Origin of the sequence: Opitutus terrae PB90-1 (genome assembly GCF_000019965.1) — a bacterium.
Classification (GTDB): domain Bacteria; phylum Verrucomicrobiota; class Verrucomicrobiia; order Opitutales; family Opitutaceae; genus Opitutus; species Opitutus terrae.
Map to the genome: position 1 here is coordinate 1,549,393 of NC_010571.1, position 24,436 is coordinate 1,573,828.

A 24,436-nucleotide genomic window follows, 5' to 3' on the forward strand; every position below is an offset into this window, starting at 1 on the left:
CCGTGCATCGCGCACCACCGGCCATGGACACACCCGAAAAGAAACGGCTGCGGATCGTCACCACGCTGGTGGAGACGTTCGGGCTGAGCCCGGCCGTGGCTTCGGTGGTCGCCTTGGGCTTGTTCGCCATCTGTGCTGCCGCGGTCGTGTGGGTAATTCAGTCCGCGCCACCGGGGACTCTCGTACTGACCAGCGGGCCGGCGGGCAGCTCGTTTCATCGCTGGGCGACCGCTTATCAAAAGGCGCTGGCGGGGGACGTAACGTTGGAGATCCGCGTGTCCAGCGGGTCGATGGACAACCTCCAGCGGCTGCAAGCGGCGGACTCGGGCGTCGACATCGGGTTCGTGCAGGGTGGAATGGCCAAGGAGGAAAATCTCAGCGGGCTGATGTCGCTCGGGACGATCGCGTACCAGCCGTTGTGGATCTTCTATCGCCGCGCGACTGCGATCACGCGACTCGCCGAGCTCGAGGGCCAGCGGATCGCGGTCGGGCCGGCGGGGAGCGGCACGCGGGCGCTCGCGTTGCGGTTGCTGCAGGCCAACGGCATCACCGGTGCGCCGACGACGTTCGTCGATCTCGATGCCGAAACCGCGGCGCCGGCGTTGCTGGAAGGCCGGCTCGACGCGGTGTTTCTCATGGGTGACTCCGCGCCGATGCAGACACTGCGCAGCCTGATGCGCGCGCCGAACGTGCAGCTGTTCGATTTCAAACAGGCGGACGCGTACGTTCGCCGCCACGCGTTCTTGAACAAATTCGAGCTGCCCCAAGGGACGCTCGATTTGGGCAAGAACGTGCCGGATCACGACGTGACGCTCGTCGGGCCCACGGTCGAGTTGGTGGCGCGCGAAGGGCTGAACTCCGCGTTGTCGGACCTGTTGCTCAAGGCCGCCAAGGAAGTGCACGGGCGTTCGGGATTCTTGCAGAAGCGCGGGGAGTTTCCTGCGCCGAGCGAGCACGAAATCCCGCTGAGCGAGGACGCGCAGCGCTACTACAAGTCGGGTGAAGGTTTCATTTATCGCACGGTGCCGTCGTTCTGGTTGGCGAGCCTGATCACCCGGACGCTCGTGGCGATCGTGCCGCTCGCGCTGATCCTGATTCCTGCGATCCGGCTGCTTCCGGTCGGCTATCGGATGAGCGTTCAGCTCCGGCTTTACCGGTATTACCGGCCGCTGCTCCGCATCGAGCGCGAGACGTTCGCGCCGTTGAGCCCCGAGCGGCGAAACGAACTGCTTACGCGACTCGACGAAATCGAGCAGAGCATCAACCGGCTCAAGGTGCCGGCGTCCTTTGCGGATCGGTTCTACTGGCTGCGCGGCTATCTCGCGTTCGTGCGCCAGCGGCTGCAGACGCCGAGCAACGATTAAGAATGAATGGTTGCCCGCGGTCGGGGGGGCGAAAAGGTATTACGAGTGAACCGCGCGGGAACCTGTCACGCACGTTCGAGCAGCTGTTTTTGAGGTAGGGCGGGCATTCCGCTGCCCGCCGCGAGGTCGTTTGACGCTCCGCGGCGCTCACGGAGTGAGCGCCCTACCAACCTCACGGACTGCGTCCGCCGGCCCTAAAATCCCTTGATCTGGAAAAGTCCGCTGACGCTCTCGTTGCTGTTGGTGCGGATGATCGCGTCGCCGAGCAGCCGGGCGATGCTGAGCACCTGGATCGGCAGGTCGCGCGGGTTGACCGGCGTGGAGTTGGTGGTGATCAGCTCGTCGATCGGGCCGGCCTTCAGTCGCTGGTAAGCGGTTTCGTTGAGAATGCAGTGGCTCACGGCCGCCGTGATCGTCATCGCGCCGCTCTTCTTCAGCTTGTCCGCGGCGGCCGTGATCGTGCCGGCGGTCTCGGTCATGTCATCGACGATCAGCACGTCGCACCCGGCGACCTCGCCGACCAGGGTGAGCGCCTCGACCTCGTCGGGCGTTCGGCGCTTCTTGGCGATCACGGCGAGCGTCGCACCGAGTGCGTCGGTGTAAGCCGAGGCCATTTTCATCCGGCCGACATCGGGCGAGCAGACGACCAGCGGCCGGTCGGTTTTGCGCTTGGCCAAGTGCGCGAAAAACACGGGCGACGCGTAGAGGTGGTCGACGGGAATGTCGAAGAAGCCCTGGATCTGCTGGCTGTGCAGGTCCATCGTCAGAATCCGCGTGGCACCGGCGGCCACCAGCAGGTTGGCGACGAGCTTGGCGGTGATCGGCACGCGCGGCTGGTCTTTGCGATCCTGGCGCGCATAGCCGTAGAACGGCAGCACGGCGGTGATCCGCGCTGCCGACGCGCGCCGCGCCGCATCGATCATGATCACGAGCTCCATCAGGTGATGGTTCGTCGGCGGGCACGTCGACTGGATGATGAACACATCCTGCCCGCGGACGTTCTCGTTGATCTTCACGAAGGACTCGCCATCAGGAAAGGCGGTGACCGTGGCATTGCCGAGCGGCACGTTGATCGTGCGGCAGATTTCTTCGGCGAGCGCGCGGTTCGAATTTCCCGAGAAAATGCGGAGCTCGGAACCGTTCATGACTCGCGGATCTTGTCGCAGTCGCGTCGCGGAGGAAGCCAATTGTGGCGACGAATGGCGTCGCGTTCCGGCGAAAATCGGCCATGGTGAGTCACACTCATACCGGCCCCGCCTGCGGGAATGCTGCGGGCCTGCGACCGGCGGAGAAAACTTTCTCTCGAAAGGATGCCATGAGCACGAATCCGAATCCGACCAATTCCAATCCGGACGAAGCGGCCCCGAAAGCGCCAGCGGCGCATGCGCCCATGCCGCTGCCCCCGACGCAGTCCGGCTCCAAGTTTTTCCAAGGCGGCGGCCGGCCGGGCAAGGCCGGGCCGGTGCAACCACGGCAGTTCGTGGGGCGCGGCTTCGCGCGCGCGTCGCACGATCACAATCGCGGCCGGTCGAAGTGAGCGTATCCTTCTGTTGAACGCGCAAGCGGAGCGCGGGCGACGCGAAGCAAGGATGCCCCCTGAGGAGTATGCCCGGGGGGTGCTCGGGAACACCCCTCAATTGTGGCCGGATTTCTGTGGTCGTACGCGTTTAGCGCTTGTAGGGTGGCTTCGGGTACAATGACTGGGAGCATGCTCCAGCATCAAACGGTTATGCGAATGGGCGGGGTGTTAGCATTGTTAGTGATCGGGATATCGGGGGCGCTCGCTGCCGCCGACGAGTCGGCGAGCTACACGGTCTCTGGTGGCACCGCTGAAGTTTCGACGACTGCCACCTACGATGGAGAAGGTCACGCGGTCGAAGTGGGCGAGACCGGCTTTGAAGTTGTCGGTGCGCCGCATCAAGACGGCTTGATCGTCAACGGCGGTGGTAAACTGACGCTCCTCAGCGGCGCTGCAGTGACCGTGGCAAGTGATGCCAGCAGCAACAAAACAGTCTTCATGCGCGTGGGCTATGGCACCGAGGGATCGCTGGTGATGCAGAGCGGCTCGGCGCTCACGGTCGGTAGCTCGGAGCGCTACGCGAACTTTCAAGTCGGCCAGGGAGCCTCCGGCACCAACGGCACGGTGACTCAGAATGGCGGAGCGATCACGGTGTTTGGATCCTTCAACGTCGGCGTGAACGGCGGTAAGGGCGTCTATACGATCAACGGCGGCTCGCTCACCTTCGATCACACCGGCGCTACGGCCACGGACGGGCGGACGTCGCTGATCTCGATCGGCATGAACAACGCCACAACATCGTTTGGCACCTCGTCGGGCACGATGAACATCGCGGGCGGCTTGGTGGAAGCGAAGCCGGTGGAGCCGGGTGCTGCGATCGGCATCATCATCGGCAACCGGGCATATGATGCGCGGCCCGGCTACAGCGGCCAGGCAACCAACTCGGGCAACGCGGGAGCGGGTGAAGGCATCGTGAACCAGACCGGCGGCCGGTTCCGGATCGGCTCGGGCGCGAATCTCTATCTCTCCGGCCAAGGCAATGGGACCTACAACCTAAACGACGGCACGCTGGAAATCGGCGGATGGTCACTCCACACGAGGTACGGCGGCTCCACCACATCAACTTACGCGCTCAACCTTGGTGGCGGCACGATCAAGGTGATCGGCTCTGCGCTCAGCACCGACGTCAATGCGACGCTCGTCGCCGGCAGCACTTCCACCATCGACACCAACGAACTCGGCGCGACGTGGTCGGGTGTGCTCAGCGGCACCGGTGAGTTGACGAAAGCGGGCGCGGCTACGCTGACGTTGAGCGGCAGCAACACGTTCTCTGGTGGTACGACGGTAAGCGCCGGCACGCTGCTGGTCAGTGGAGCGCTGACGAATTCCGCGGTCACCGTCGAATCCGGTGCCACCCTCGCCGGCCGGGGCACGATCAAGTCGGTCGCCGTCCTCGGCGGCGGAACCCTGGCCCTGGGCGACACGCGCGGGACCATGAACATCACCGACGATCTCACGCTCGCGGGGACCAGCACGGTGGCCCTTTATCTTGCGAGTGACTCGAGCTACGACCATCTGGCCGTGGGCGGAACCATTTTCGCCAACGGAATACTTTCCGTCCAACTGGCCGGAACCTACAGCCCGCTGACGGGCGCGAGCTTCGACCTGTTCGATGGCACGTTCAGCGGTGTTTTCAGCGATCCCCAACTTCCCTCGCTCGGCACCGGGCTGATGTGGAACACCAGCGCGCTCTACACCGATGGTGTGATTTCGGTCCAAGCCATCCCGGAACCGGCAACGTGGGCCGGCCTCGCGGGCCTATTGGGACTTGCGGTGGCGATGTGGCATCGCCGACGGGCGCACGCCTGAACGAGTTTCGTCCGTTACAGCCAGTCGCGGTCGCGTCCCGCCCGTATTTCCGTGGTCGGGCTGCGTGCACCGCGGTGCAAAGGATCGGGGGATCTCCGAGGCATTTCGCGGCAACGAATCGCGGCGGAAGGAGACTATGAAGGCCCGACCAAGAGCGGCTCGGAGCCGTTCGGCGTCGCTGTCCTTCATCCATGCGTCTTGGTTTCAAAACTCACTGGGCTGACCGCTTGCAGGGCGTGCTGCACCGTCGCGACGTCGGCAACGGCGAGAATGCCCCCGCGGACGGGCGGCCCGTCGTTCCCGTCGACAAGGCTTGGGACGAAGCCTTTCTCCGCGTGGAGAGTTACTTGCGGGCCCATCATCTCGAGAGCCGCGTCCTGCTCTCCCGGCTCACGGGCGAGATCATCCAGGCCGCGCGCGAGTTGGCGACGCAGCTGCCGGCGGAACCTCCGGTGACGGTGGCGCTGCGGGTGGCGCACGCGCGGATCGGCGAGTGGTTGCAGACGTTGTTGCATGACGGCAACTGGGCAGACGAACGTTTCCGCGCCCGCGGCCGGCTCGCGTTGCTGATGTCGGAACTGCCGCAGCATTGCCCCGAGCGATTTCTGGCGGCGGAACCGCCGCCGGCGCCGATCGCGCAGCGGCTGGCGAGTGCGAGCCTGTTGCCGGCCCCGGAATTGCGGCCGACGCCGATGCCACCGGCGATGCTGGAGTTTCCGCTGGCGGAGATGGCCGAGGAAAAGTGGGTCACCTTCAGCCGCTCGACTTTCACCCGCTCCGCCGCGTCGTGGGTGTTGTTCATCGGCCTGCTCGGCGTGGCGTGGTTTGCGACGCGTTGACCATGCAGGTGCACCCATTTCAGCCGACTGACATTGATCCGCGGGTGGCGACGCGGCGACGCACGCGGGTGGCCGGGCTCGTGCTGGCGATCACCGCGCCGGCGACGTGGCTGATGGCCGACCTGCATTGGCGCACCGGTTTCGATTTCTGGAAACTCGGTCACGTGCTGTTGTTCATGATTCTGTTCGCGCTGATCGCGTTCGGCGCGGTGCAGGCGGCGATCGGCTATTTCGTGCGGCGGCGCGGCGGGGATCGCTTCGACATCCAGCGCACGATCGATCCGGCAGATGACACGCCGCTGCTCGCGCCCACGGCGGTGATCATGCCGATCTGCAACGAAGAGGTGCGGCGCGTGATGGAGGGGCTGCGCGTGAGCTTCGAGTCGGTGCGCGCGAACGGCCGCGTGCCGAACTGCGACTTTTTCATCCTCAGCGATTCGACCGATCCGAACCGCTGGATCGAGGAGGAGGCGGCGTGGCTGTCGCTCGTCCAACAGCTCGACGCGCACGGCCGGATTTTTTACCGGAAGCGCCGCGTTGGCATCAACAAGAAGGCCGGCAACGTGGCGGACTTCTGCCGCCGCTGGGGGAGCCGTTACCGCTACATGATCGTGCTCGACGCGGACAGCGTCATGGGCGGCGAAGCGGTGGAGAAGCTGGTACGGATGATGGAGCGCAATCCGCGCGTGGGCTTGATCCAGGCGGTGCCGGCGCTCGCCAACGGCGAATCGATCCTCGCGCGTGTGCAGCAGTTCGCCAGCCGGCTTTACGGCGGGCTCTTCGCGGCAGGCTTGAATTTCTGGCAGATGGGCGAGTCGAACTACTGGGGCCACAACGCGATCATCCGGTTGCAGCCCTTCATCAAGCACTGCTCGCTGCCCGAATTGCCGGGCGCCGGGCCCTTCGGCGGCCGGATCCTGAGTCACGACTACGTCGAGGCGGCGCTCATGCGGCGGGCCGGCTGGCAGGTGTGGCTCGCGACGGATCTGCCGGGCAACTATGAGGAATGTCCGCCGAATCTGGTGGAGTTTGCGAAGCGCGACCGCCGCTGGCTGCAGGGCAATCTGCAGCACACGCGGCTGATCGTCGCGCGCGGATTTCACGCGGTGAACCGCATTCACTTCCTGCTCGGAATCCTGAGCTACCTCGCGTCGCCCTTGTGGTTCCTGTTCCTGGTGATCTCCTGTGTGATCGTCTACCGGGCGCAGCCGGCGTATGGCGCGGTCGCGGCGAGTCACGCTTTGCCGGCCGGCTCCGGCCTGCAGGCGCTGGGCTTGTTCGGGGTGACGATGGGACTGTTGTTTTTGCCGAAGGTACTCGCGCTGCTGGAGCTGCGCGGCCGACCGCTCCGGCGCGCGAGCTTCGGCGGCTGGCGCAACGTGATGCTCAGCGCCGGACTGGAGACGGTGATCTTCACGTTGATCGCGCCGATCCTGATGCTGTTTCACACCAAGTTCGTTTTCCTGACGCTGGCGCGGCAAACGGTCACGTGGGGCACGCAGCGGCGCAACGCCGGCAACTCGGCGTGGTCCGAGGCGGTGCAAGCGCACATCCAGCAAACGCTGCTCGGCGTGGCGTTTTTGTTTTTCGTGTCCGGTGTGAGCTCCACGCTCGCGTGGTGGATGTCGCCGCTGCTCGCCGGCATCCTGCTGTCGATCCCGATTTCGTATGTGACCGGCACGGCCGCGCCGGGACTGGCGCTGCGCGAGGCGGGGATTTTCCTGACACCGGAGGAAACCGCGCCGCGACCCGAGCTGAGCCGTCTGGCGAACGTGCTCGCCGAGCCCGTGTCGGGACGGCCGGTGCCGGACGAATTGCTGGCGCACTACGGCGTGTTGCAGGCAGTGCTCGATCCCTACGTCAACGCCGCGCACGTGTCGCTGCTGCGCGCGAAGAGTGATCCGCCGCCGGCGACGGAGCAGCGGTTGGCGGAATTGCGCGAGCGGCTGGTGCGTGAGGGTCCGGCGGCGCTGAACTCGCGCGAGTTGCTTGCCGTGTTGGCCGACGTGGACGCGATGGTGGCGTTGCACGAAGACGTGTGGGCGGCGCCCTCGTGGCGGCTGGCCGCGTGGTGGCAGCGCGCCTTGGAGCATTATCACCTCGTCGCGCCGCCGCCACAGACGGCGTTTACGCGCGCGGCGTGAGGTGGGACCGCGGCACCGCGGCCTCGGGTGCTAGCCCGGATATTTCATGAGATATCCGCGCTCCGGGCTGACTCTGTCGGGGCTAGCCGCGCAAGGTCGCTCCGCCGCAGGCGGACGGAAATTTCGGACTGAGCTTCACTCCTGTTCATGAAGTTTCCGCGCCAGCCATTGGCGTCTCGAACTGGGCCGGGCTCGGCGTGTCCGTGGAGCGGCGCGTTCGATGATGCACGAAATCGAAATCACCGAAATCCCCCCGCTCAAGCCGGCTGAGCAAACGCTGTTGGACATGCACAGTGTCCTCAACGTGTTCAACGTGCTCTGGAGCGAGCTCACGCTGATCGGACTCGCGCTTGCGGACGATCCGGCGCATCTGCGGGAAGGGCAGGCGTTGATCGGACGGTTGGTGGCCGGGCTACGCGATCCCGTCGCGAGCCTCGAGGCGGCGCGACACATCGAATCGCACATTGCCCACGTCGCAGCGGAGATCGCGGAGAGCTTGGCGGCTCGGCCCGGAGCGGGCCGGCGCCCGGAGGTGGCGCGGTCACTCGCGAGCCTGGAGTCGGTCTTTGCCGTGCTGCGGGTGCGTGCGCGCGAGGTGCTCGCGCGCGCCGGCCGGCCCGAGCTGTGGCTCGACATGACGGTGGCGGAACTGTTGAGCGACTTCTACGAGGTGCTCGCCGCGATGCAGACCGGCAGTCACGGCCGGTTCGGGATTGTCTACAACGCGGCGGTGCAGGGGCCGAACGACTACTACGTGGACCTGCGCTTTGAGAGCGCGGTTGACGACCGGCTGCGGCTGCCGCTGGTGTTCAAGGACGCGATGCGTGACCTCGTCGCGAACGCCCGGAAATACACGGCGCCTGGCGGACAGATCACCGCCGCGTTGTTCGCGGACCACGACCGGCTGCGGCTCGCGGTGCGCGATACCGGGCGCGGCATTCCGATGGCGGAGCTGGCGAGCGTGATCGACTACGGCCGGCGTGGCAGCAACGTGAGTGACGTCCGCACCATGGGCGGGGGATTCGGGCTGACGAAGGCGTTTTTCGTCACGAAACAATTTGGCGGGCGCTTTTGGATCGCCTCGGAGCTGGGCCACGGCACGCGCGTGCGGATCGAGATCCCGCTGACGCCGCCGGCGGCCGCGGCTTCGTAGGGTAGGGCCGGCGTTCAGCGCCGGCCGGGAGCGTCGGCCCGGGCTGGTTCGCGGCTGCCGGCGAGCGGCAGCCCTACAGCGGAACGCGACGGCGGCGGCCCAGGGACCCGACCGGGCTGATCACTCTGTGGCGGGCTGATCGAGCCCGCGGCGGGTGAGCAGCGGCTGGATGTCGGGCTCGGCGCCGGCGAAATCGCGGAACAGATCGAGCGCATCCTTGCTGCCACCACGCGAGAGCACGGTGCGGCGGAGCCGGTCGCCGTTTTCGCGCGTCAGCCCGCCGTGAGCCTTGATCCACTCCACGCTCTGCGCGTCGAGCACCTCGGCCCAGATGTAGGAATAGTAGCCGGCCGAGTACCCGCCGGAGAACGTGTGGGAGAAATACGTCGTGCGATACCGCGGTGGCACCGGCGCGAACTCCACGCCGTAGCGCTGCAGCGCCGCGGTCTCGAACGCGAGCACGGCATCAGGCGCGGGCACCTCGGTTGCGCCGATCTGGTGGTAAGCCTGGTCCAGCAGCGTGGCCGCGAGGTACTCGGTCGTGGCGTGGCCTTGGTTGAACTTGTTCGCGGCCTTGACCTTCGCGACGAGCTCGGCGGGGAGTGCCGCGCCCGTCTGGTAGTGCTTCGCGAAATTCTGCAGCACCTCGGGCCACGTGGCCCACATCTCGTTCACCTGTGAGGGAAACTCGACGAAATCGCGCGGCACGCTGCTGCCGGCAAAACGCGGGTAGCTCACGTGCGAGAACATGGCGTGAAGCGCGTGGCCGAATTCGTGAAACGCGGTATTCACCTCGTCGTGGGTCAGCAATGTTGGTTGGCCGTCCGAGGGCTTGGCGATGTTGAGGTGATTCGCGACGACCGGCTTGGTGCCACGCAGGGGGTTCTGGCTGACGTAGGAACTGGCCCACGCGCCGCCGTTCTTGCTCGAGCGCGCGTAGGGATCGAAGAGGAAGATCGCGAGCTGCGAGCCGTCGGCATCGAGCACGTCAAACACGCGGACCGTGGGCTCATACACCGGCAGATCGTGACGCTCTTGGAATGAGATCCCGTAGAGCCGGCCCGCGGCGTAGAACACGCCGTCGGCCAGCACGCGGTTGAGCTCGTAGTACGGCTTGAGCTGCGACTCGTCGAAGGCGTAGCGCGCCTGCCGGACCTTCTCGGCGTAGAGCGCCCAGTCCCAGGCGGCGATCTGGAAACCGGCGTTTTCCTGGTCGGCGATCGCCTGCATGTCGGCCGCCTCGCGCCGGGCGTTGGCGACGGCCGCGGGCGCGATCTGCGCGAGCAGTTTGTTCAAGCGGTCCACGCTGCCGACGGTCTGGTCCTCGAGCTGATAGGCGGCGTGGTTCGCATAACCGAGCAAGGCGGCGCGTTCCGCGCGCTTTTTCGCGATCGCGGAGACGACCGCCCGGTTGTCGAACTCGTTGCCTCGACTGCCGCGCGCGAGCGAGGCTTCCATGATCCGCTGCCGCAACGCGCGATGCGTGAGCGTGGTCAGCGGCGCCTGACCGGTGGTGTTGACGAGCGCGAGGAGGTATTGGCCCTCGTGCCCGGCAGTTTTTGCGGCCGCCGCCGCAGCGGCGATCTGCGCGTCGGTGAGGCCGGCGAGTTCCTCGCGGGTGTCAACCAGCACGGACGAAGCATCGCGTTCCTTCAGGACATTCTGGGTGAACGTCGTCTGCAGCGTGGCGAGCTCCGCGTTGAGGGTCTTGAGCTTCGCCTTGTCGGGTTCGGAAAGCCGGGCGCCGGCGCGCACGAAATCCTGATGGTAGCGCCAGAGCAGCCGTTGCGCCTCGGCGTCGAGGCCCAACGAGGTACGCTGCTCGTAAAGCGACGCGATCCGCGTGAACAGCGCGGCGTTGAGCTTGATCGCGTCGTTGTGCGCGGCGAGCCGCGGCGCGAGCGAGCGCTGGATCTTCTGCCGCTCGGGATTCGTGTTCGCGCTGTTGAGGTTGTAGAACGTGCGGCCGGCGCGATCGAGCAGGGCGCCGGACTTCTCGAGCGCGAGAATCGTATTCTCGAACGTCGGCGACGCGGGATTATTCGCGATCGCATCCACCTCGGCGAGTTCCTCGCTCATGCCCTGCTCGAATGCCGGCAGGAAATGGTCGTCCTTGATCTGGTCGAAAGCGGGATACTGCAGCGGCAATGGGCTTTCGGTGAGCAAGGGGTTGGACGCGCCCACCGCGGCGGCCGGATCCTGCGCGCACAACAACGTGGTCGCGCCCAGCAGGGGAAACAGGCGCCATGGACGGGGAATAAGGTTCAACATGGCGCGCAGGATGCGAGGGCGGAGCGGCAACGCAAGGGACGTTCGGCGCGCGCGCCGCTGGAGCAACCCTTTGGCGGTCGCGCCCTGCGCGCCCGCGCGGACGAAACGAATCTGCGAAGTTTTTCCTGTTCCAACGCCAAAATGCGCCGACGAAGGAGGCACCGCAGTTCCTCTGCCTCTGGCTCAAGCCTCCCAACCGATCCGTCGGCGTGCGGCGGCTTTTTTGCTGGCGCGGCTTGGTGCGGCGGTCCGGCCACCTTCCAACCCGTTTTATCATGCCACTGAGAATCCTCACCGTCGACGACTCGAGGACCGTCCGCATCATCATTCGCAACGCCTTCAAGCGATTCGACTGTGAAATCATCGAGGCCGGCAACGGGCTGGAGGGGCTGGAAAAAGCGAAGAGCAAACCGGACCTCGTGCTGCTCGACATCACGATGCCGACGATGGACGGGCTTGGCATGCTCGAAGGCCTGCGGGCCAATCCCGAGTTGCAGGATCTGCCGGTGATCATGCTGACGGCCGAAGGCCAGAAGAGCACCGCGGACCAGACCGTCGCGCTCGGCAGCCGCGGCTATGTGGTGAAGCCGTTCACCAACGAGATGCTGATCCAGCAGGTCAGCAAAGTCGTGTCGCTCGTGGAAAAGCAGCCGGTGGCGAGCTAACAGACTATCGGATTTGAGCCCCGCGCCTTGATCCTGATCGAGCGGTTCGAGGCGGAAAGCAAAGCACCCGGTCGCGGGGTGCTGGTCTGAGCGAGCGCGATCAGCGTGGCGACGCTGGCTCGGACTCGGCGTCGGCAGAATCCTCGAAGCGGTCGGCCAGTGACTCGAGATAGCGCAGCAGGGTTTCCAGCGCGCGCAGCGACGGGTGGTCCGGAGCCGGCAACCGTGCGCCGACGGCGATCAACGTATCGAGCCCCTCGCGATCCACTCGTACCGCCAGCCTGCCTTCGCGCACGACGGCGCGATGCAAAGCATAGCCGAGTCGGCGGGGCGTGGTGCTCGACTGTAGGAACAGGTCGCGTTGCGCAGGCGTGAGCTTCACCGTGATGCGGCCCGTGGCCGGGATCCGCGGGCGTCGTCGCGAGTAAGGCATCCAGCATAGACTCACGCCGCGCACGCAGGTTCGCTCACGCCCGGGCTCGCCGAGCGGGGATCAAGCGGACGAATGCCACGGCTGGAACTCGCGGCCGAGCGCGAGCTCGAGTCGCACAATCCGGCCGCTGCGCGAGAACACCTCGGCGGCCAACTCGCGCGGGAGCACAGCCTCGCGGCTCGTCCGGGTGCTGCCGTCGGTGAAATGCAGCGTCAGCTGGGGCTCACCACTCGTGCGCCGGTAGACGACCGGCACGCCGCAGAACGTGAACGCGAGGGCGTCGGTGGGGAGCCGAAGCCGTTGCTCCCTCCCGGCGGCATCGGTGTAGGCGAAATCGGGTTCGGTGGACACGAATTCGTCGCCGGGGAGAAAGCGCGGGACAAAACGGAGTTCGCCGGCGTCGATCTGCACGCCGAGCTCGCCGAGCCGCGTGAGGATTTCCTCTTTCACCTGGCCGGTCATGCCGGGCTGTTGTGCGCCCGAGTGACCGGGCGTGTGTGAGTAGGGATCGGTGGGGAACGCGCCGTATTCTTCCGGCGTTTTGTTGAAGCTCAGTCCCGCGCGCACCTCGTGATATCGCTCGGCCAGTCGTGCCGCCGCGGGCGAGCGAGTGGCCTCAGCAAGCGCGAGATTCTCCTGCACGGCCAGGAGCAGTTTGGACACCATGTGCCAGTAGATGCAGCCGAGCCCTTCGTAGCCGAACATCGAGCCGCTGCGGCCGGTGAACGCGCGATGGTGGAAGACCTCCTCGTACACGGCCTTCACGCGGCCCGCGTGCTGCGCGACGGCCTGCGCCCAAGCGGGATCGGCTGCGAGGGCCTGCAGCCGCGCTTCGAGCGCGGCGCCGTTGACCAGATCCGGATGGAACCGGCAAGTGCCGCTCGCGTCCTGCACGACGAGACGATCGTCGCGCGCCTGCAGCAGATCGTGCAGCAAGGCGCAACCGGCGACCGCTTCAGAGGGAATGCGATTCCGTTCGAGGAAACCCGGGAGCTGGCGGTCGGGATAAAGCAGGTAGCTGTGCTGATCCGGGCGATAAAGCGGGCTGCGGCGGAGCGCTTCGAGCAGTGCGACCGCTTCAGACGGGGGAAGCACCCCTGAGCTGAGCACGGCGACCTGGCCTTCCAGCATCGGGGCGAGATGACGAATTTCCACGCCCGGGGGCTGCTCGGTGAACTCGAGCAGATTGTAGGCGTGATACAGCCCGTCCGGTCGCGCGTTGGCGCGGATGCTGTGATCGACGAACGCCAGCGCCGTGTCGATCAGCGCACGAATCCCGGCCGGCGTGAGCGCGGCGCGCGCGCCGCTGTCGTGCGTATAAACCTGCGTGCGGTAGGCGGTGCCGGCCTCCGCCAGCGCGTCGAGCAGGCTGCGCCGGGCGGCCGGCGTGATCGCGGCCGCGCCGAGCATGCCACGATGCCGCTCGAGTGCGCCGGCCACGGCACGTGCAAGCTGCGCGAGCGGCGCGGTCAGTGCGACCTCGTCGTCGCCCAATGCTGGCAGCAGGTGCTGCTGGAGATGGGCGAGGAATCGACGGAGGTAGCAGAGCGTGACAACCGAAACGCCGTAGCCGACGAGTGCGTTGTTGGCGTCATTCCACTCCGGCCGCTGCGTGTTCATCCAAATGCCGCCGCCGGGAACGAAGTTGGTCAGCCGCGTGAGCACGAGCAGCAGCAGTTTCTCCGTGAGATTCACGTGCCGCACCCGCCCATCGGCGTCGCGCACCAGTCGCGCGTCGGTGCCGAAGCGAGCTGCCGCGGCCTCGATGGCGCGGTGACGCTCGAGGTCGAACTCGATCGTCACATGCGGATTGCGTCGCATCGCGGCGTAGGTCGCGATCCGGTACGGCACCGCGGCATAGGTGAACAGGTCGCGCCGCAACCATGTGGTCAGCGCGCCGGGATGAAAGCGGCCCGACCACTCGAGGAACTTCAGCAGGTAAATGGTCTGGTGATCGCCCCAGTAGCCGATGGAGGACCATGGGTCGTCGTGATCCAGCAGCTCCCAGTCGATGCCCGCGTGCGACAAACGGTACGGATTGTAGCCGTCGATCGTTGAGGCGTTCACGAATTTCGCGACGATGCTCTCGAGGTAGCCGGGGAAGCTGAGACAGAGCGCCTCCCAGTTCTGGAAAATGTCGCGCCAATTGCCCTCGTGATGAAGCACCTGCTGGCCGGCGGCGTCCCGCACGCGGATGTTGAAACGGTTCCAGGGCCGACTCGGATCGCCGTGACGGCGGCTGAAGGTAAGCGGCAGAAATTCGAGTCCGAGTCGCTCCAACTCGGGGTCCTGATGCGTGGCGAGCTGCTGGAGAAACGCGGCGCGCGGTAACGACGCGGGCAGTCCGGCGAGAAACGCGGCGTGGCGCTCGGCGGTGGCGACGTTGCGTGTGCGCACGAACGCAGCGAACGGACCACACGGGATCTCGTGTCCGGAGACAAAGATCCCGCCCCGCATGAGATTGAACAGCACGTTGGCGAAGTGATGGACGGCGGTCGCCTCCGCTCCGCTCGCCTGGCGACCATCCGCCAGACCGACGATCGCGCGGAGCCGCTCGGTCGAAGCCTCGATCGCGCGCGTGACGGCTTCGGGCATGCCTCCGCACCCGAGCTGCTGCCGGCGGCGCGCGACCTCGGCCTGCGTGAGCTCGGTGTCCGCGACCATCATCCACGCCTGCTGGCTGCGGGGCGCGAGCGTCAGCGCAGCGGATACGGCGTAGGCGCCCCGAATTCCGCGGCAATGCGTCTCGCCCTGGATGCGTTCGCCCGCGTGAAACGCGGGCAGCTGCACGTCCGAAAGCAGGATGTCGGCACCCGGCAGCCCCTCGGACCAGACCACGCTGGCGCGCAGCGACTCCATCGGGATCGCTCGATCGATGATCCCCGCGGCGAGCGAGTAGACGGCGAGCGAGGTGCCCGGCAGCAGTTCGGCGGTCTTGTAGGCGTCGGTGAGGCAGCTGCTTTCGTTCTGCAATCGCGCCGGAATGCCTGGCGGCAGCACGTGCCGCAGCCCGTCGACGAGCCGCACCGAACGCGTTTCATCGGTCAGGTTCTCGAGCTGACAGCGGCGGACGAAGCCGTAATCCTGCGCGGTGGCCCAGCCGTAACGGAACGCGAGCCCGAGCTCGAGGTTGAGCTCCTCGAACCACACGCGGTCGCCCTCGATGCTCTTGTAGAGATTGCGCCGGACCACTTGCAGGTGCGGCGTGTGCTCGGCGAACGGTTCCCACAGCACCTCGCCGCCGCCCGGCAGCGCCACGCGGATCGCGGTGAAAGGACCGATCACGCCGGCACTGTCGTAGATCCGGTCGACCGTCTGGTAGGAAAACAACGCGTGATCGGCACTGGCGCGGCCGGCGGTGAGACCGCCGTTCGAGGCGAGAAAAAGCCACAGATCCGACGGACTGACGACGTTCATCAGGAACGGCGGCAGCCGGTCGCAATGTTGAAGGCGGTAAAACCGGCCTCCGAACGCGTCGACAAACGCGCCCTCACTGGTGGCGCGCGCGGGCGGTTCGGGCGAGAGGGAGATCATGGAAAAATGAGCACAGAAAATCTGGACTCCCGGCGGACGGGAATCGGAGGAAAGGCCGGAACCGGCGCCGATGAGCGGCTACGGTGTCGCCGCGCGGCGGGCCCAGGCTGCTCCAGGGCGGGTCGCGGCCGGCAGGGGGCGAACGGGGATTGACGACGAAAAAGTCATGAGACGATCGCGCCGCTCGGCGCCGGGCCGATGGTCGCGCCATCGACCAGCCGGGCCTCGACGAGGATTTTGCGGCGCGGGGAATTCGGATGCAGGATACGGCTCACCAGCCGTGCGACCGCGGAGGAGCCGATGTCGGCGTGCGGCACCGCCATCGAGGCGACCTGCGGCAGCCCGGCGGGCGGTTCGAGGCCGTCGAACCCGGTGACGGAGCAATCCTGCGGCACGCGAATGCCGCGCGCCTGCAGTTCCCGAATGAGATGGTAAGCCTGGTGATCGGCGGCGCAGACCCACGCGGTGATCCGCTCCTGCGCCATCAGTTGCACGACCCGGTCGGGAATCGCCGGTCCCAGTTCGGAGAGGTGCGGCACCTGGCGGCTGATGTTGATCGACCAATCGGGACGGAATTCGAGCCCGAGTTGAAAGAGCGCCTCGACGTAGCCGCCGAAACGCCGGATCGACCAGTGACCGCCGACGGGGTAGTCCCATGTGACGAAACCGATCCGCCGGTGTCCCTGGTCGCGGAGCCTCGTGACGAGTGTGAGAATCGCGGCGGAGTCATCCGTATCGATCGTGTCGACACCCGCGGACGCGTAGCTTTCGAGGACCGCGACGGTGGAGATCTTGCGCGAGATGACCTCGACGGCGACTTCCGGGAAAGGGTAGATCAGGACGGTGCCGCGCCAGTCGCCCGCGCGGATGTGCCGGAAAATGCTTTGACGTTTCGAGGTGGGATCGAGCAGCGCGGGTTTCTCGAAGCAGACGTCGATCGCCAGGTGCTCGATCTCGGCGCGATCGCGAATGCCCTGAAGAATGAAAGGAAAGGTGGCCATCGCCACGTTCTCGGCCGGGACGCCGATGAGTACGCCGATGGTCGCCGGCTTGCTGCCGCGGGCGCGGCGCACACCGCGGGTGGGAATTCCGCGGTAGCCCATCTCCGCGGCGAGCGCCTGCACCCGCGCGCGTGTTTCCGCGCTGATTGCAGGATGGTTCGCCAAGCTCCGGGAGACCGTGGTCCGGGAGAGGTTCAGTTGCTCAGCGAGCCGTTGCTGGTTCAGGGAGCGGGACACGGCAAAAGAGCAGTCAATCCAAGCAGAAATCCGGATGGGGCATGTGCCGCACACTGTAAAGTAACTTTGCGATTACAAGAGAAAAATATCTGTGCACAAAAACGCTACATAAGGTGCATGAAATGCGGCGGCGGGCGGCGGGATCGATGGGAATTTCCGGACATTTACCTATGAGAAACGCCCCGGTTCAGAATACAATCGCCGTCAATTCAGCATGCACGAATCTGTGCACATTTATGTTGACACGCGCGGTCACGTCGCGCCCACTACGCGCCACATTGCCACCGCGTTCAGGTGCAATCCTCCTCAACCCCGAACCGCCCCGCTGAACGTTTTCTCCGCTTCCGCCCGCCCGCCCGAGCTGCTCAACGGAGGGCGTTGGAGGCTCCAAAAACAAGTCATGTCGGACTGTTCACTGACCCAACCCACCCCGCTCGTCCTACTCATGAAAACATCGCTTGTCCCGTTCCGGCGGGATCGCCTGCCCCTCGCGCTGCTGGTGTGCGCGCTCGTCGTTCCCGCCCCCTTGATCGCCCAAACCGCAGCGCCCGCCGATAGCGCGACCACCGCGTCCGTCGCCTCGGCCTCCGCGGGGGAATCCGACGCGATCGTGCTCTCACCGTTCACCGTCACCACCGACAAGGACCGGGGCTACAAGGCGACCAATGCCACCACCGGCACGCGCTTGAACGAGTCCATCAAGGACCTGCCGATGCCGATCGCGGTCATCACGGAGAAGTTCCTGCGCGACACGGGCTCGACCGATCTACGCCAGGCGCTCTCCTACACCTCCGCGATCCAGCTGCGCAGCCAGAACGACCAGGGCACGCCCGGCGGCGCGTATCAGGGTCCTGGCGGCGTGAACAATCCCGAGGGCGCGACGGCCAATCTTTCCGGCTCCTCCTACAAGATCCGGGGCTACATTACTGACACCGTTCTGCGCGACGGCTTCCGCCGCCAGCATGCAGTCGACTCGATCAACATCGGCCGCGTCGAGGTCGCCTTCGGCCCGACCGCGCTGCTCTACGGTATCGGTTCCTTCGGCGGCATCGTGAACTATCTGCCGAAGGCCCCCGAGGCGAAGCGCTTCTCCGAGGTCGCCGTCACCTACGGCAGCTACGACTTCAAGCGCGTCACGGTCGATACGACCGGCCCGATTACCGAGAAGTGGAATTTCAACTACCGCCTCACCGGCGCGTTGCAGGATCGGGAAGACTACACCGATTATCGGAAGGAAGACCACACCTTCATCTCGCCGGCGATCATGTTCGAGCCGACCAAGACGACCAAGGTCACCGCCGACTTCGAATACGGCAAGCAGACCGACAAGGGCGTCGGCTTCCAGCGCGTCCGCGCGATGACCGGCGTCAGTGGCGGCGACCAGGGCGAGCACGCCGACTTCTACACGCTGCCCGGCACCGATCCCTACACCTTCCGTTGGAGCGGTCCGGACACCTATGTGAAAACGACCTCCAGCAACCTGCGCCTGCAGGTCGACCAGGGGATCGGCGAGCACATCCACGCCCTCGTCGGCTACAACTTCGGCAAGGCGAAGTTCAACCAGCGCGACGTCGGCGGCAATCTCGTTACCGGCCTCGGGCCGGTGAGCCTCCGCAAAACCGTCGATTTCGGCATCGCGGCCCTCGACAAGACCGGCGGCGACAGCAACACCAACGTCAAGAATGGCAAGGTCGACGACGTCGCCCTCAGCTACGGCTGGAATGACACCATCACCCAGAATTCCCACGATCAGGTCCGCGGCGAGGTCACCGGCAACCTGAAGCTGTTCGAGAATCATAAGTGGCTCGCGTTTTCCAACTCCCTCCTCGTCGGTCACTCCGAAGAGAAGCAGATCAACCTCTCCGACGCTCGCGGCACGAAGAAGGACCTCAACAACTACAGGAGCCCGCTCGACACCTCGCCGATCCGCTTCGGCACGCAGGGCGACGGCACCGCCGACATCGCGATGGAGGACAAGACCTACAAGAAGACCATCGCCTGGGACCAGTCCACCTACGCCGTCTACTCCGGCAAATTTCTCCAGGACCGCGTCATGCTGATCCTCGGCGCCCGCGATGATTACAGCGACAACTCTGTCTTCACCAACCTTCGCGACGGCACCGCCGCGACCTCCGCGCGCAGCGATAAGGAAAAGGTCCGCACCTACCAGCGTGGTATCAGCGTCGAGATCACGAAGAGCCTCTCCGCCTTCGCGCTCAAGGCCGAGGGCGTGCAGCCCAACTTCAGCGGCAACATCGACGTCAACGGCATACCGATGGGGCCGACCATCGCCAAGAGCACGGAATACGGCGTGAAGTTCGACCTGATGCACGGCCGTATCTCCGGCTCGGTCAGCTCCTTCAAGATCGACCGCTCTGGCTCCCAGTTCTTCTACTGGTGGGCCCCGACTTCGAACTACAAGAACTTCAAGACCGACAAGCCCATCGTCTACCAGATCAACGAATTTGCACCGCAGGCCTTCGGCGGCCCGAACTGGACCAATGGCGCCGGCGACGCCGCCACCGCCCAGTTCACCGCCGCGCAGAACGCCGGTGCGATCTACCAAAAGACCGTCAGCGGCAACACCAACTGGTATGTCAACGCGTCGACGGCCACGGGCGCCGCGTTCCTCGACGCCGTCTTCGACTTCACGACGGCCCACGGCATGAGCTGGCCGGGCTGGCTCTACAACGTCGACTCCGAGACCAACAACTCCTGGGATGACCGCGCCTCGGGCCCCGGTGGCAACGAATACGTGAGCGGCTCCGACCAGAGCAAGGGCTGGCAGGCCGACGTCGTGTGGACCCCGGTCGACGAACTGCAGATCGTCGCCAGCTACACCCACATCAACAAGATCATCACCTCCGCCGGCAACTTCGCCAAGTCGCCCAACCCGCAGGACCGCTGGGCCGTCTGGTATTTCCCGAACACCGATTGGGGCCTGACCGGCAAGCCAATCGCCACCGCATATGGCGATCCGAACGACACCTCCACCTGGACCGGCACCGGCTTCGGCTATGGTGAGAAGCAGGACGACACGCCCGAGCACCAGGCGTCCATCTGGGCCAACTACACCTTCAACAAGCACAGCGCGATGCAGGGCTGGTCCTTCGGCTTGGGCGGCGGCTACGAGTCGCCGCGCGAATATCAGTCCGGCATCACGCACGGCGGCGGCCAGCGCATCACGGACAAGAATGGCAACATCGTCGTCCTCAAGACGCCCGCCCGCTATGTCGCCAACGCCATGGTTCGCTACGCGTTCAAGCTCAATGAGCATGACGCCAGCGTGCAGCTCAACATCGGCAACATCTTCGACGACCGGAAACTCTACGGCCTCATCTATTCGTCGCCGCGTGAGTTCCGCCTTCAGGCCTCCTACAGCTTCTGAGGTCATGCCGGCGCGGGCGAACGGCTTCGCCCGCGCCGGGACTAGCCTTTGGTGGTCTAGGTTCAGGGTAGTTACCAGTTCGGACGACGGCACGGCCGTCGTCCGGCTTTTTCCGGCTGGGCGGCGCGCCTGCTGATCCGCCGTCCCGTCTTCTCCGCCTCATGTTTCCACGCTCCTCCGTGCTCTTCCATGGCGCCGGTCTCCTTGTGCTGACCGTCTCCGCCCTCGCCGTTACGCCGATGCGTTCCTGGTCTCTCATCGAAACCGCCCGCGACAACGACCACCGACTTACCGCGGTCGCGCTGTCAACGAACGCCCCTGCGCCCGGCACGGACGCGCCCGTGCTCCGGGCCGATCCGAACCAGCGTCGTCAGCAGATGGTCGGCTTTGGCGGCGCGCTCACGGAATCCTCCGCCTGGGTGCTCGCGCAGCTGCCAGCGGAAAAGCGGCTCGAGGTGCTGCGCCGCTACTACGATCCGCAGGAAGGCATCGGCTACACCCTCGCGCGGACGCACATCAACAGCTGCGATTTCTCGCTTTCGATCTGGTCGCTCGACGAGACGCCGGGCGACTACTACCTGCACGATTTCACGCTCGCGCCGATGCAGCGTTGGTTGATGCCGCTGTTGCGCGACGCGTATGCCATTGCGGGTGCCGACCGGTTCAAGCTGACGGCGTCGCCGTGGAGTCCGCCCGCGTGGATGAAAACGAACGGCCGGATGGACTCCGGCGGTGCGCTCCGGCCGGAGTATCGCGATGCGTGGGCGCGGTTTTACGTGAAGTTCGTCGAAGCGATGCATCGCGAGGAAAAGATTCCGGTGTGGGCGCTCACGGTGCAGAACGAGCCCGAGGCCGTGCAGGTGTGGGAGTCGTGCATCTTTTCCCCGGAAGAGGAGCGCGATTTCGTGCGCGACCATCTTGGCCCCACGTTGCAGAAGGCGGGGCTCGGCGATATGCGGCTGATCGGCTTCGACCACAACCGTGACATTTTCGAAAAGCGCGCCGCCGCGCTGTTCGGCGATCCGGCGAGCGCGCAGTACCTGTGGGGCTCGGCGATTCACTGGTATGTCAGCGAGGACTTCGCCGCCTCGTCGCGCGTGCACGCGGCGTTTCCGCAAAAACAGATTCTGTTCACCGAGGGCTGCTGGGAAGGCGGCGTGAAGCTCGGCCGGTGGGATCGCGGCGAACGCTACGCGCGCAACATGATCGGCGATTTCCGCAATTGGGTGTGTGGCTGGATCGACTGGAACATCGCACTCGACCGCACCGGCGGCCCGAATCACGTCGGAAATCTCTGCGATGCGCCGGTGATCGTCGACACCGCCACGGGTGAGGTGCACTACCAGAGTTCGTTCTACTACATCGCGCATTTCAGCCGCTTCGTCGCGCCCGGCGCGCACTGCGTCGAGTCGACGACCGCCGCGGCGGGCCTCGACACCGTTGCGTTTGTGAATCCGGATGGCTCACTCGTGTGCGTGGTGCTCAACGCGACCGACACCGCCCAGCCCTTCAATCTCACGACCGACGGCACGGCGCTCGCGTGCGAGATCCCGGCGCATGCGATCCAGACCTACGTTGGCCGGCCGTAACCTTCATCCCCGCTCGCTTTCTCGATGAATCCGCCTGTTTCCACTCCCGCGCCGGTGCCGCGTCTCAGCTTCCGGGAAAAATTCGCCTACGGCTTGGGCGACACCGCATCGAATTTCTATTTCCAGGCGTTCAATCTCTTCCTGGTCTACTACTACACCGACATCTTCGGGTTGCAGTCGACTTCGGTGGGCACGCTGATGTTCATCACGCCGATCCTGGTGGCGGTGTTGAACCCGGTGATCGGTGCGATCGCGGACCGCACGAACAGCCGCTGGGGCAAGTTCCGGCCCTACATCCTGTGGGGCGCGATTCCGTATGGACTGCTGGGCGTGCTGATGTTCGCGAATCCGAACCTCAGCACCGACGGCAAACTGATCTACGCCTACGTCACCTACACGCTCGTGCTGATCACCTATGCCGCGATCAACACGCCCTACGGCGCGCTCATGGGCGTGATGTCGCCGTCGTCGGAGGATCGCACCTCGCTTTCGACGTATCGCTTCGCGTGCGCGTTCACCGGCGCGCTGCTCATCGGCTGGCTCGTGCCGTGGTTGAAGGACGCGCTCACCGGCGTGACGGGCAACCCGGCGATCGGATTTCGGAACACCATGTGGATCTTCGCCGCCGTGTCGGTGGGCATGTTCTTCTACACCTTCGCCAACACGCGGGAGCGCGTCGCCCCGCCGCCCACGCAGAAATCCTCGTTGCGCGAGGACATCGGCGACCTGATGCGCAATCCGCCCTGGTTGATCCTTTTCTTCGTCGCGTTCCTCAACCTCACCAACGTCGGGATGCGCAGCGGCTCGGGTATCTACTACTTCAAGTATTGCGTCGGCAACGAGGCCGCGCTCGGCACCTTCAATCTCGTCGGGTTCCTCTGCTTCATCGCCGGCGCGCTCTCGACCAAGCTCCTGCTGCGTCTGTTGCCGCGGCGCGGGTTGATGATCACATGCACGGTCGTGAACGCGCTCACCATGGCAGCGTTCTACTTCGTCGATCCGCATTCGACCGTGTTGCTCTACGTGCTGAACATCGTCGGGCAGTTCGTGGCCGGGCCCACGCCCGCCATCGTGTGGTCGATGTATGCGGACACGGCCGACTACGGCGAGTGGAAGAACGGTCGCCGCGCCACCGGGCTCGTGTTCTCCGCCACCGTGTTCGCGCAGAAAGTCGGCCTCGCGATCGGTTCGGCGATGCTGGGCTGGATGCTCAGCTACTACGGTTTCGTGGCCAACGCGGCGCAATCCCCGCGCGCGATCCACGGCATCACGATCCTGTTCAGCCTGCTGCCGGCGCTCTTCGGCGGACTGAGCGGACTGGCGATCCTGTTCTATAAAATCGACGAGCCGCTCGTGAAACAGATCGAGCGCGACCTCGCCGCGCGGAAAGCCGCGCCGGCGACCGCGGTCTCCACCTCCTAGCCACCGGCTGGGATGGGGACGCGACGCCCTCTTCTCGTGTTTGCGCTGGAACCCACACTTCTGACCGTTTCGCCCATGAAACATCTTCCCTGGCTGCTCTTGTTCCTCGCCGCCGCCGGTTTCGCCGCGGCGGCAGACTCCGACTCCGCCGCCCCCGCCACCGCGTCAAAGCCCGCCGGCTGGCAGCTCGTTTGGTCCGACGAGTTCGATCGCGACGGACTGCCGGATCCCGCCCGCTGGAGTTACGACGTGGGCGGACACGGCTGGGGCAACCGCGAGCTCCAGTTCTACACCGACGCCCGCGCCGAAAATGCCCGCATCGAAAACGGGCGGTTGATCATCGAAGCGCGGCGCGAGCCCTGGCAGGAGAAGAACTACACGTCGGCGCGGCTTGTGACGAAGGGCCACGGCGACTGGCTCTATGGCCGGTTCGAGATCCGCGCCAAGCTGCCGCAGGGCGTGGGCACCTGGCCCGCGATCTGGATGCTGCCGACGACTTGGGACCTCGGTGACGGCGGCTGGCCCGACAATGGCGAGATCGATATCATGGAGCACGTCGGCTACGACCCCGGCGTCATCCACGTCTCGACGCACAGTCAGAAATACCAGTGGCAGAAAAACACGCAGCGCACGGCAACGATGAACGTGCCCGATGCGATGAGCGCGTTCCACATCTACGCGCTCGAATGGGATGGCGAGGAGATCCGCGGCTACATCGACGACCGGCATTACTTCACCTCCCGCAAAGATGGCGGCGATTGGAAGTCGTGGCCCTTCTTCCGTCCCTTCCATCTGGTGCTGAATCTGGCCATCGGCGGTGCGTGGGGCGGCGTCAAGGGCGTGGACAATTCCATTTTCCCGCAGCGGATGGAAATCGACTACGTGCGGGTCTACGAGCGGCCCCACGCGCAGCCGTGAGTGGCGCCGGATTATTGTAGGGCGGGGTCTCCTGACCCCGCCTAGGGCGAAAACCGGCGGGGTGCGGATCCGACCCAACACCTGAAGCAT

The 24,436-nt window shown here is 65.6% G+C and carries 16 protein-coding genes; 11 read left to right on the forward strand and 5 right to left on the reverse strand.

What is annotated here, in order from left to right; genetic code table 11:
* Positions 1-23: 23 nt before the first annotated feature.
* Positions 24-1,364 carry a TAXI family TRAP transporter solute-binding subunit gene (locus OTER_RS06360; protein WP_012374078.1) on the forward strand — a complete coding sequence of 447 codons (1,341 nt, stop codon included), beginning with the start codon at positions 24-26 and terminating at the stop codon, positions 1,362-1,364.
* Positions 1,365-1,558: 194 nt separating this feature from the next.
* Here the strand turns inward: OTER_RS06360 and OTER_RS06365 are convergent, their stop codons facing one another.
* Positions 1,559-2,509 (reverse strand): ribose-phosphate diphosphokinase, encoded by a 951-nt coding sequence (locus OTER_RS06365; protein ID WP_012374079.1) that lies wholly within the window; start codon positions 2,507-2,509, stop codon positions 1,559-1,561.
* Between the two features lie 170 nt (positions 2,510-2,679).
* Here OTER_RS06365 and OTER_RS06370 point away from each other — a divergent pair, with 170 nt between their 5' ends.
* The 5 genes from OTER_RS06370 (at position 2,680) to OTER_RS06390 (ending at position 8,888) form a co-directional block, all read left to right on the forward strand.
* Complete coding sequence (locus OTER_RS06370) at positions 2,680-2,901, forward strand: hypothetical protein (RefSeq protein WP_044891618.1); 222 nt, start codon at positions 2,680-2,682, stop codon at positions 2,899-2,901.
* Between the two features lie 222 nt (positions 2,902-3,123).
* Positions 3,124-4,752: a beta strand repeat-containing protein gene (locus tag OTER_RS06375; protein ID WP_044891619.1), complete on the forward strand. Its 1,629-nt coding sequence runs from the start codon at positions 3,124-3,126 to the stop codon at positions 4,750-4,752.
* Positions 4,753-4,943: 191 nt separating this feature from the next.
* Complete coding sequence (locus OTER_RS06380) at positions 4,944-5,591, forward strand: hypothetical protein (protein ID WP_012374082.1); 648 nt, start codon at positions 4,944-4,946, stop codon at positions 5,589-5,591.
* A gap of 2 nt (positions 5,592-5,593) precedes the next feature.
* Entirely contained in the window at positions 5,594-7,735 is a 2,142-nt protein-coding gene (mdoH, locus tag OTER_RS06385) for a glucans biosynthesis glucosyltransferase MdoH (RefSeq protein ID WP_012374083.1), read from the forward strand.
* A 220-nt stretch (positions 7,736-7,955) separates the two neighbouring features.
* On the forward strand, positions 7,956-8,888 hold the full coding sequence (locus tag OTER_RS06390) for an ATP-binding protein (RefSeq protein WP_044891620.1): 933 nt from the start codon (positions 7,956-7,958) through the stop codon (positions 8,886-8,888).
* Between the two features lie 120 nt (positions 8,889-9,008).
* On the opposite strand, the gene OTER_RS06395 is transcribed toward OTER_RS06390, so the two are convergent.
* Positions 9,009-11,159 carry a M3 family metallopeptidase gene (locus tag OTER_RS06395; protein ID WP_012374085.1) on the reverse strand — a complete coding sequence of 717 codons (2,151 nt, stop codon included), beginning with the start codon at positions 11,157-11,159 and terminating at the stop codon, positions 9,009-9,011.
* Between the two features lie 275 nt (positions 11,160-11,434).
* Between OTER_RS06395 and OTER_RS06400 the strand changes: the two genes are divergently transcribed.
* Positions 11,435-11,824 (forward strand): response regulator, encoded by a 390-nt coding sequence (locus tag OTER_RS06400; protein ID WP_012374086.1) that lies wholly within the window; start codon positions 11,435-11,437, stop codon positions 11,822-11,824.
* A gap of 100 nt (positions 11,825-11,924) precedes the next feature.
* Here the strand turns inward: OTER_RS06400 and OTER_RS06405 are convergent, their stop codons facing one another.
* From OTER_RS06405 to OTER_RS06415, 3 genes are all read right to left on the reverse strand, one after another.
* Positions 11,925-12,257, reverse strand: a complete 333-nt coding sequence (locus tag OTER_RS06405) for a hypothetical protein (RefSeq protein WP_012374087.1) — start codon at positions 12,255-12,257, stop codon at positions 11,925-11,927.
* Positions 12,258-12,317: 60 nt separating this feature from the next.
* Positions 12,318-15,791 carry a hypothetical protein gene (locus OTER_RS06410; protein ID WP_012374088.1) on the reverse strand — a complete coding sequence of 1,158 codons (3,474 nt, stop codon included), beginning with the start codon at positions 15,789-15,791 and terminating at the stop codon, positions 12,318-12,320.
* Positions 15,792-15,955: 164 nt separating this feature from the next.
* Entirely contained in the window at positions 15,956-17,029 is a 1,074-nt protein-coding gene (locus OTER_RS06415; protein WP_012374089.1) for a LacI family DNA-binding transcriptional regulator, read from the reverse strand.
* A 445-nt stretch (positions 17,030-17,474) separates the two neighbouring features.
* On the opposite strand from OTER_RS06415, the gene OTER_RS06420 reads away from it, so the two are divergent.
* The 4 genes from OTER_RS06420 (at position 17,475) to OTER_RS06435 (ending at position 24,346) form a co-directional block, all read left to right on the forward strand.
* Entirely contained in the window at positions 17,475-20,417 is a 2,943-nt protein-coding gene (locus tag OTER_RS06420; protein ID WP_012374090.1) for a TonB-dependent siderophore receptor, read from the forward strand.
* A gap of 161 nt (positions 20,418-20,578) precedes the next feature.
* The gene (locus OTER_RS06425) at positions 20,579-22,006 is read left to right on the forward strand and encodes a glycoside hydrolase family 30 protein (RefSeq protein WP_012374091.1); all 1,428 of its coding nucleotides are present in this window, start codon (positions 20,579-20,581) and stop codon (positions 22,004-22,006) included.
* Positions 22,007-22,030: 24 nt separating this feature from the next.
* Positions 22,031-23,428 carry an MFS transporter gene (locus OTER_RS06430; protein WP_012374092.1) on the forward strand — a complete coding sequence of 466 codons (1,398 nt, stop codon included), beginning with the start codon at positions 22,031-22,033 and terminating at the stop codon, positions 23,426-23,428.
* A gap of 75 nt (positions 23,429-23,503) precedes the next feature.
* Positions 23,504-24,346: a glycoside hydrolase family 16 protein gene (locus tag OTER_RS06435; RefSeq protein ID WP_044891622.1), complete on the forward strand. Its 843-nt coding sequence runs from the start codon at positions 23,504-23,506 to the stop codon at positions 24,344-24,346.
* Positions 24,347-24,436 lie beyond the last annotated feature (90 nt).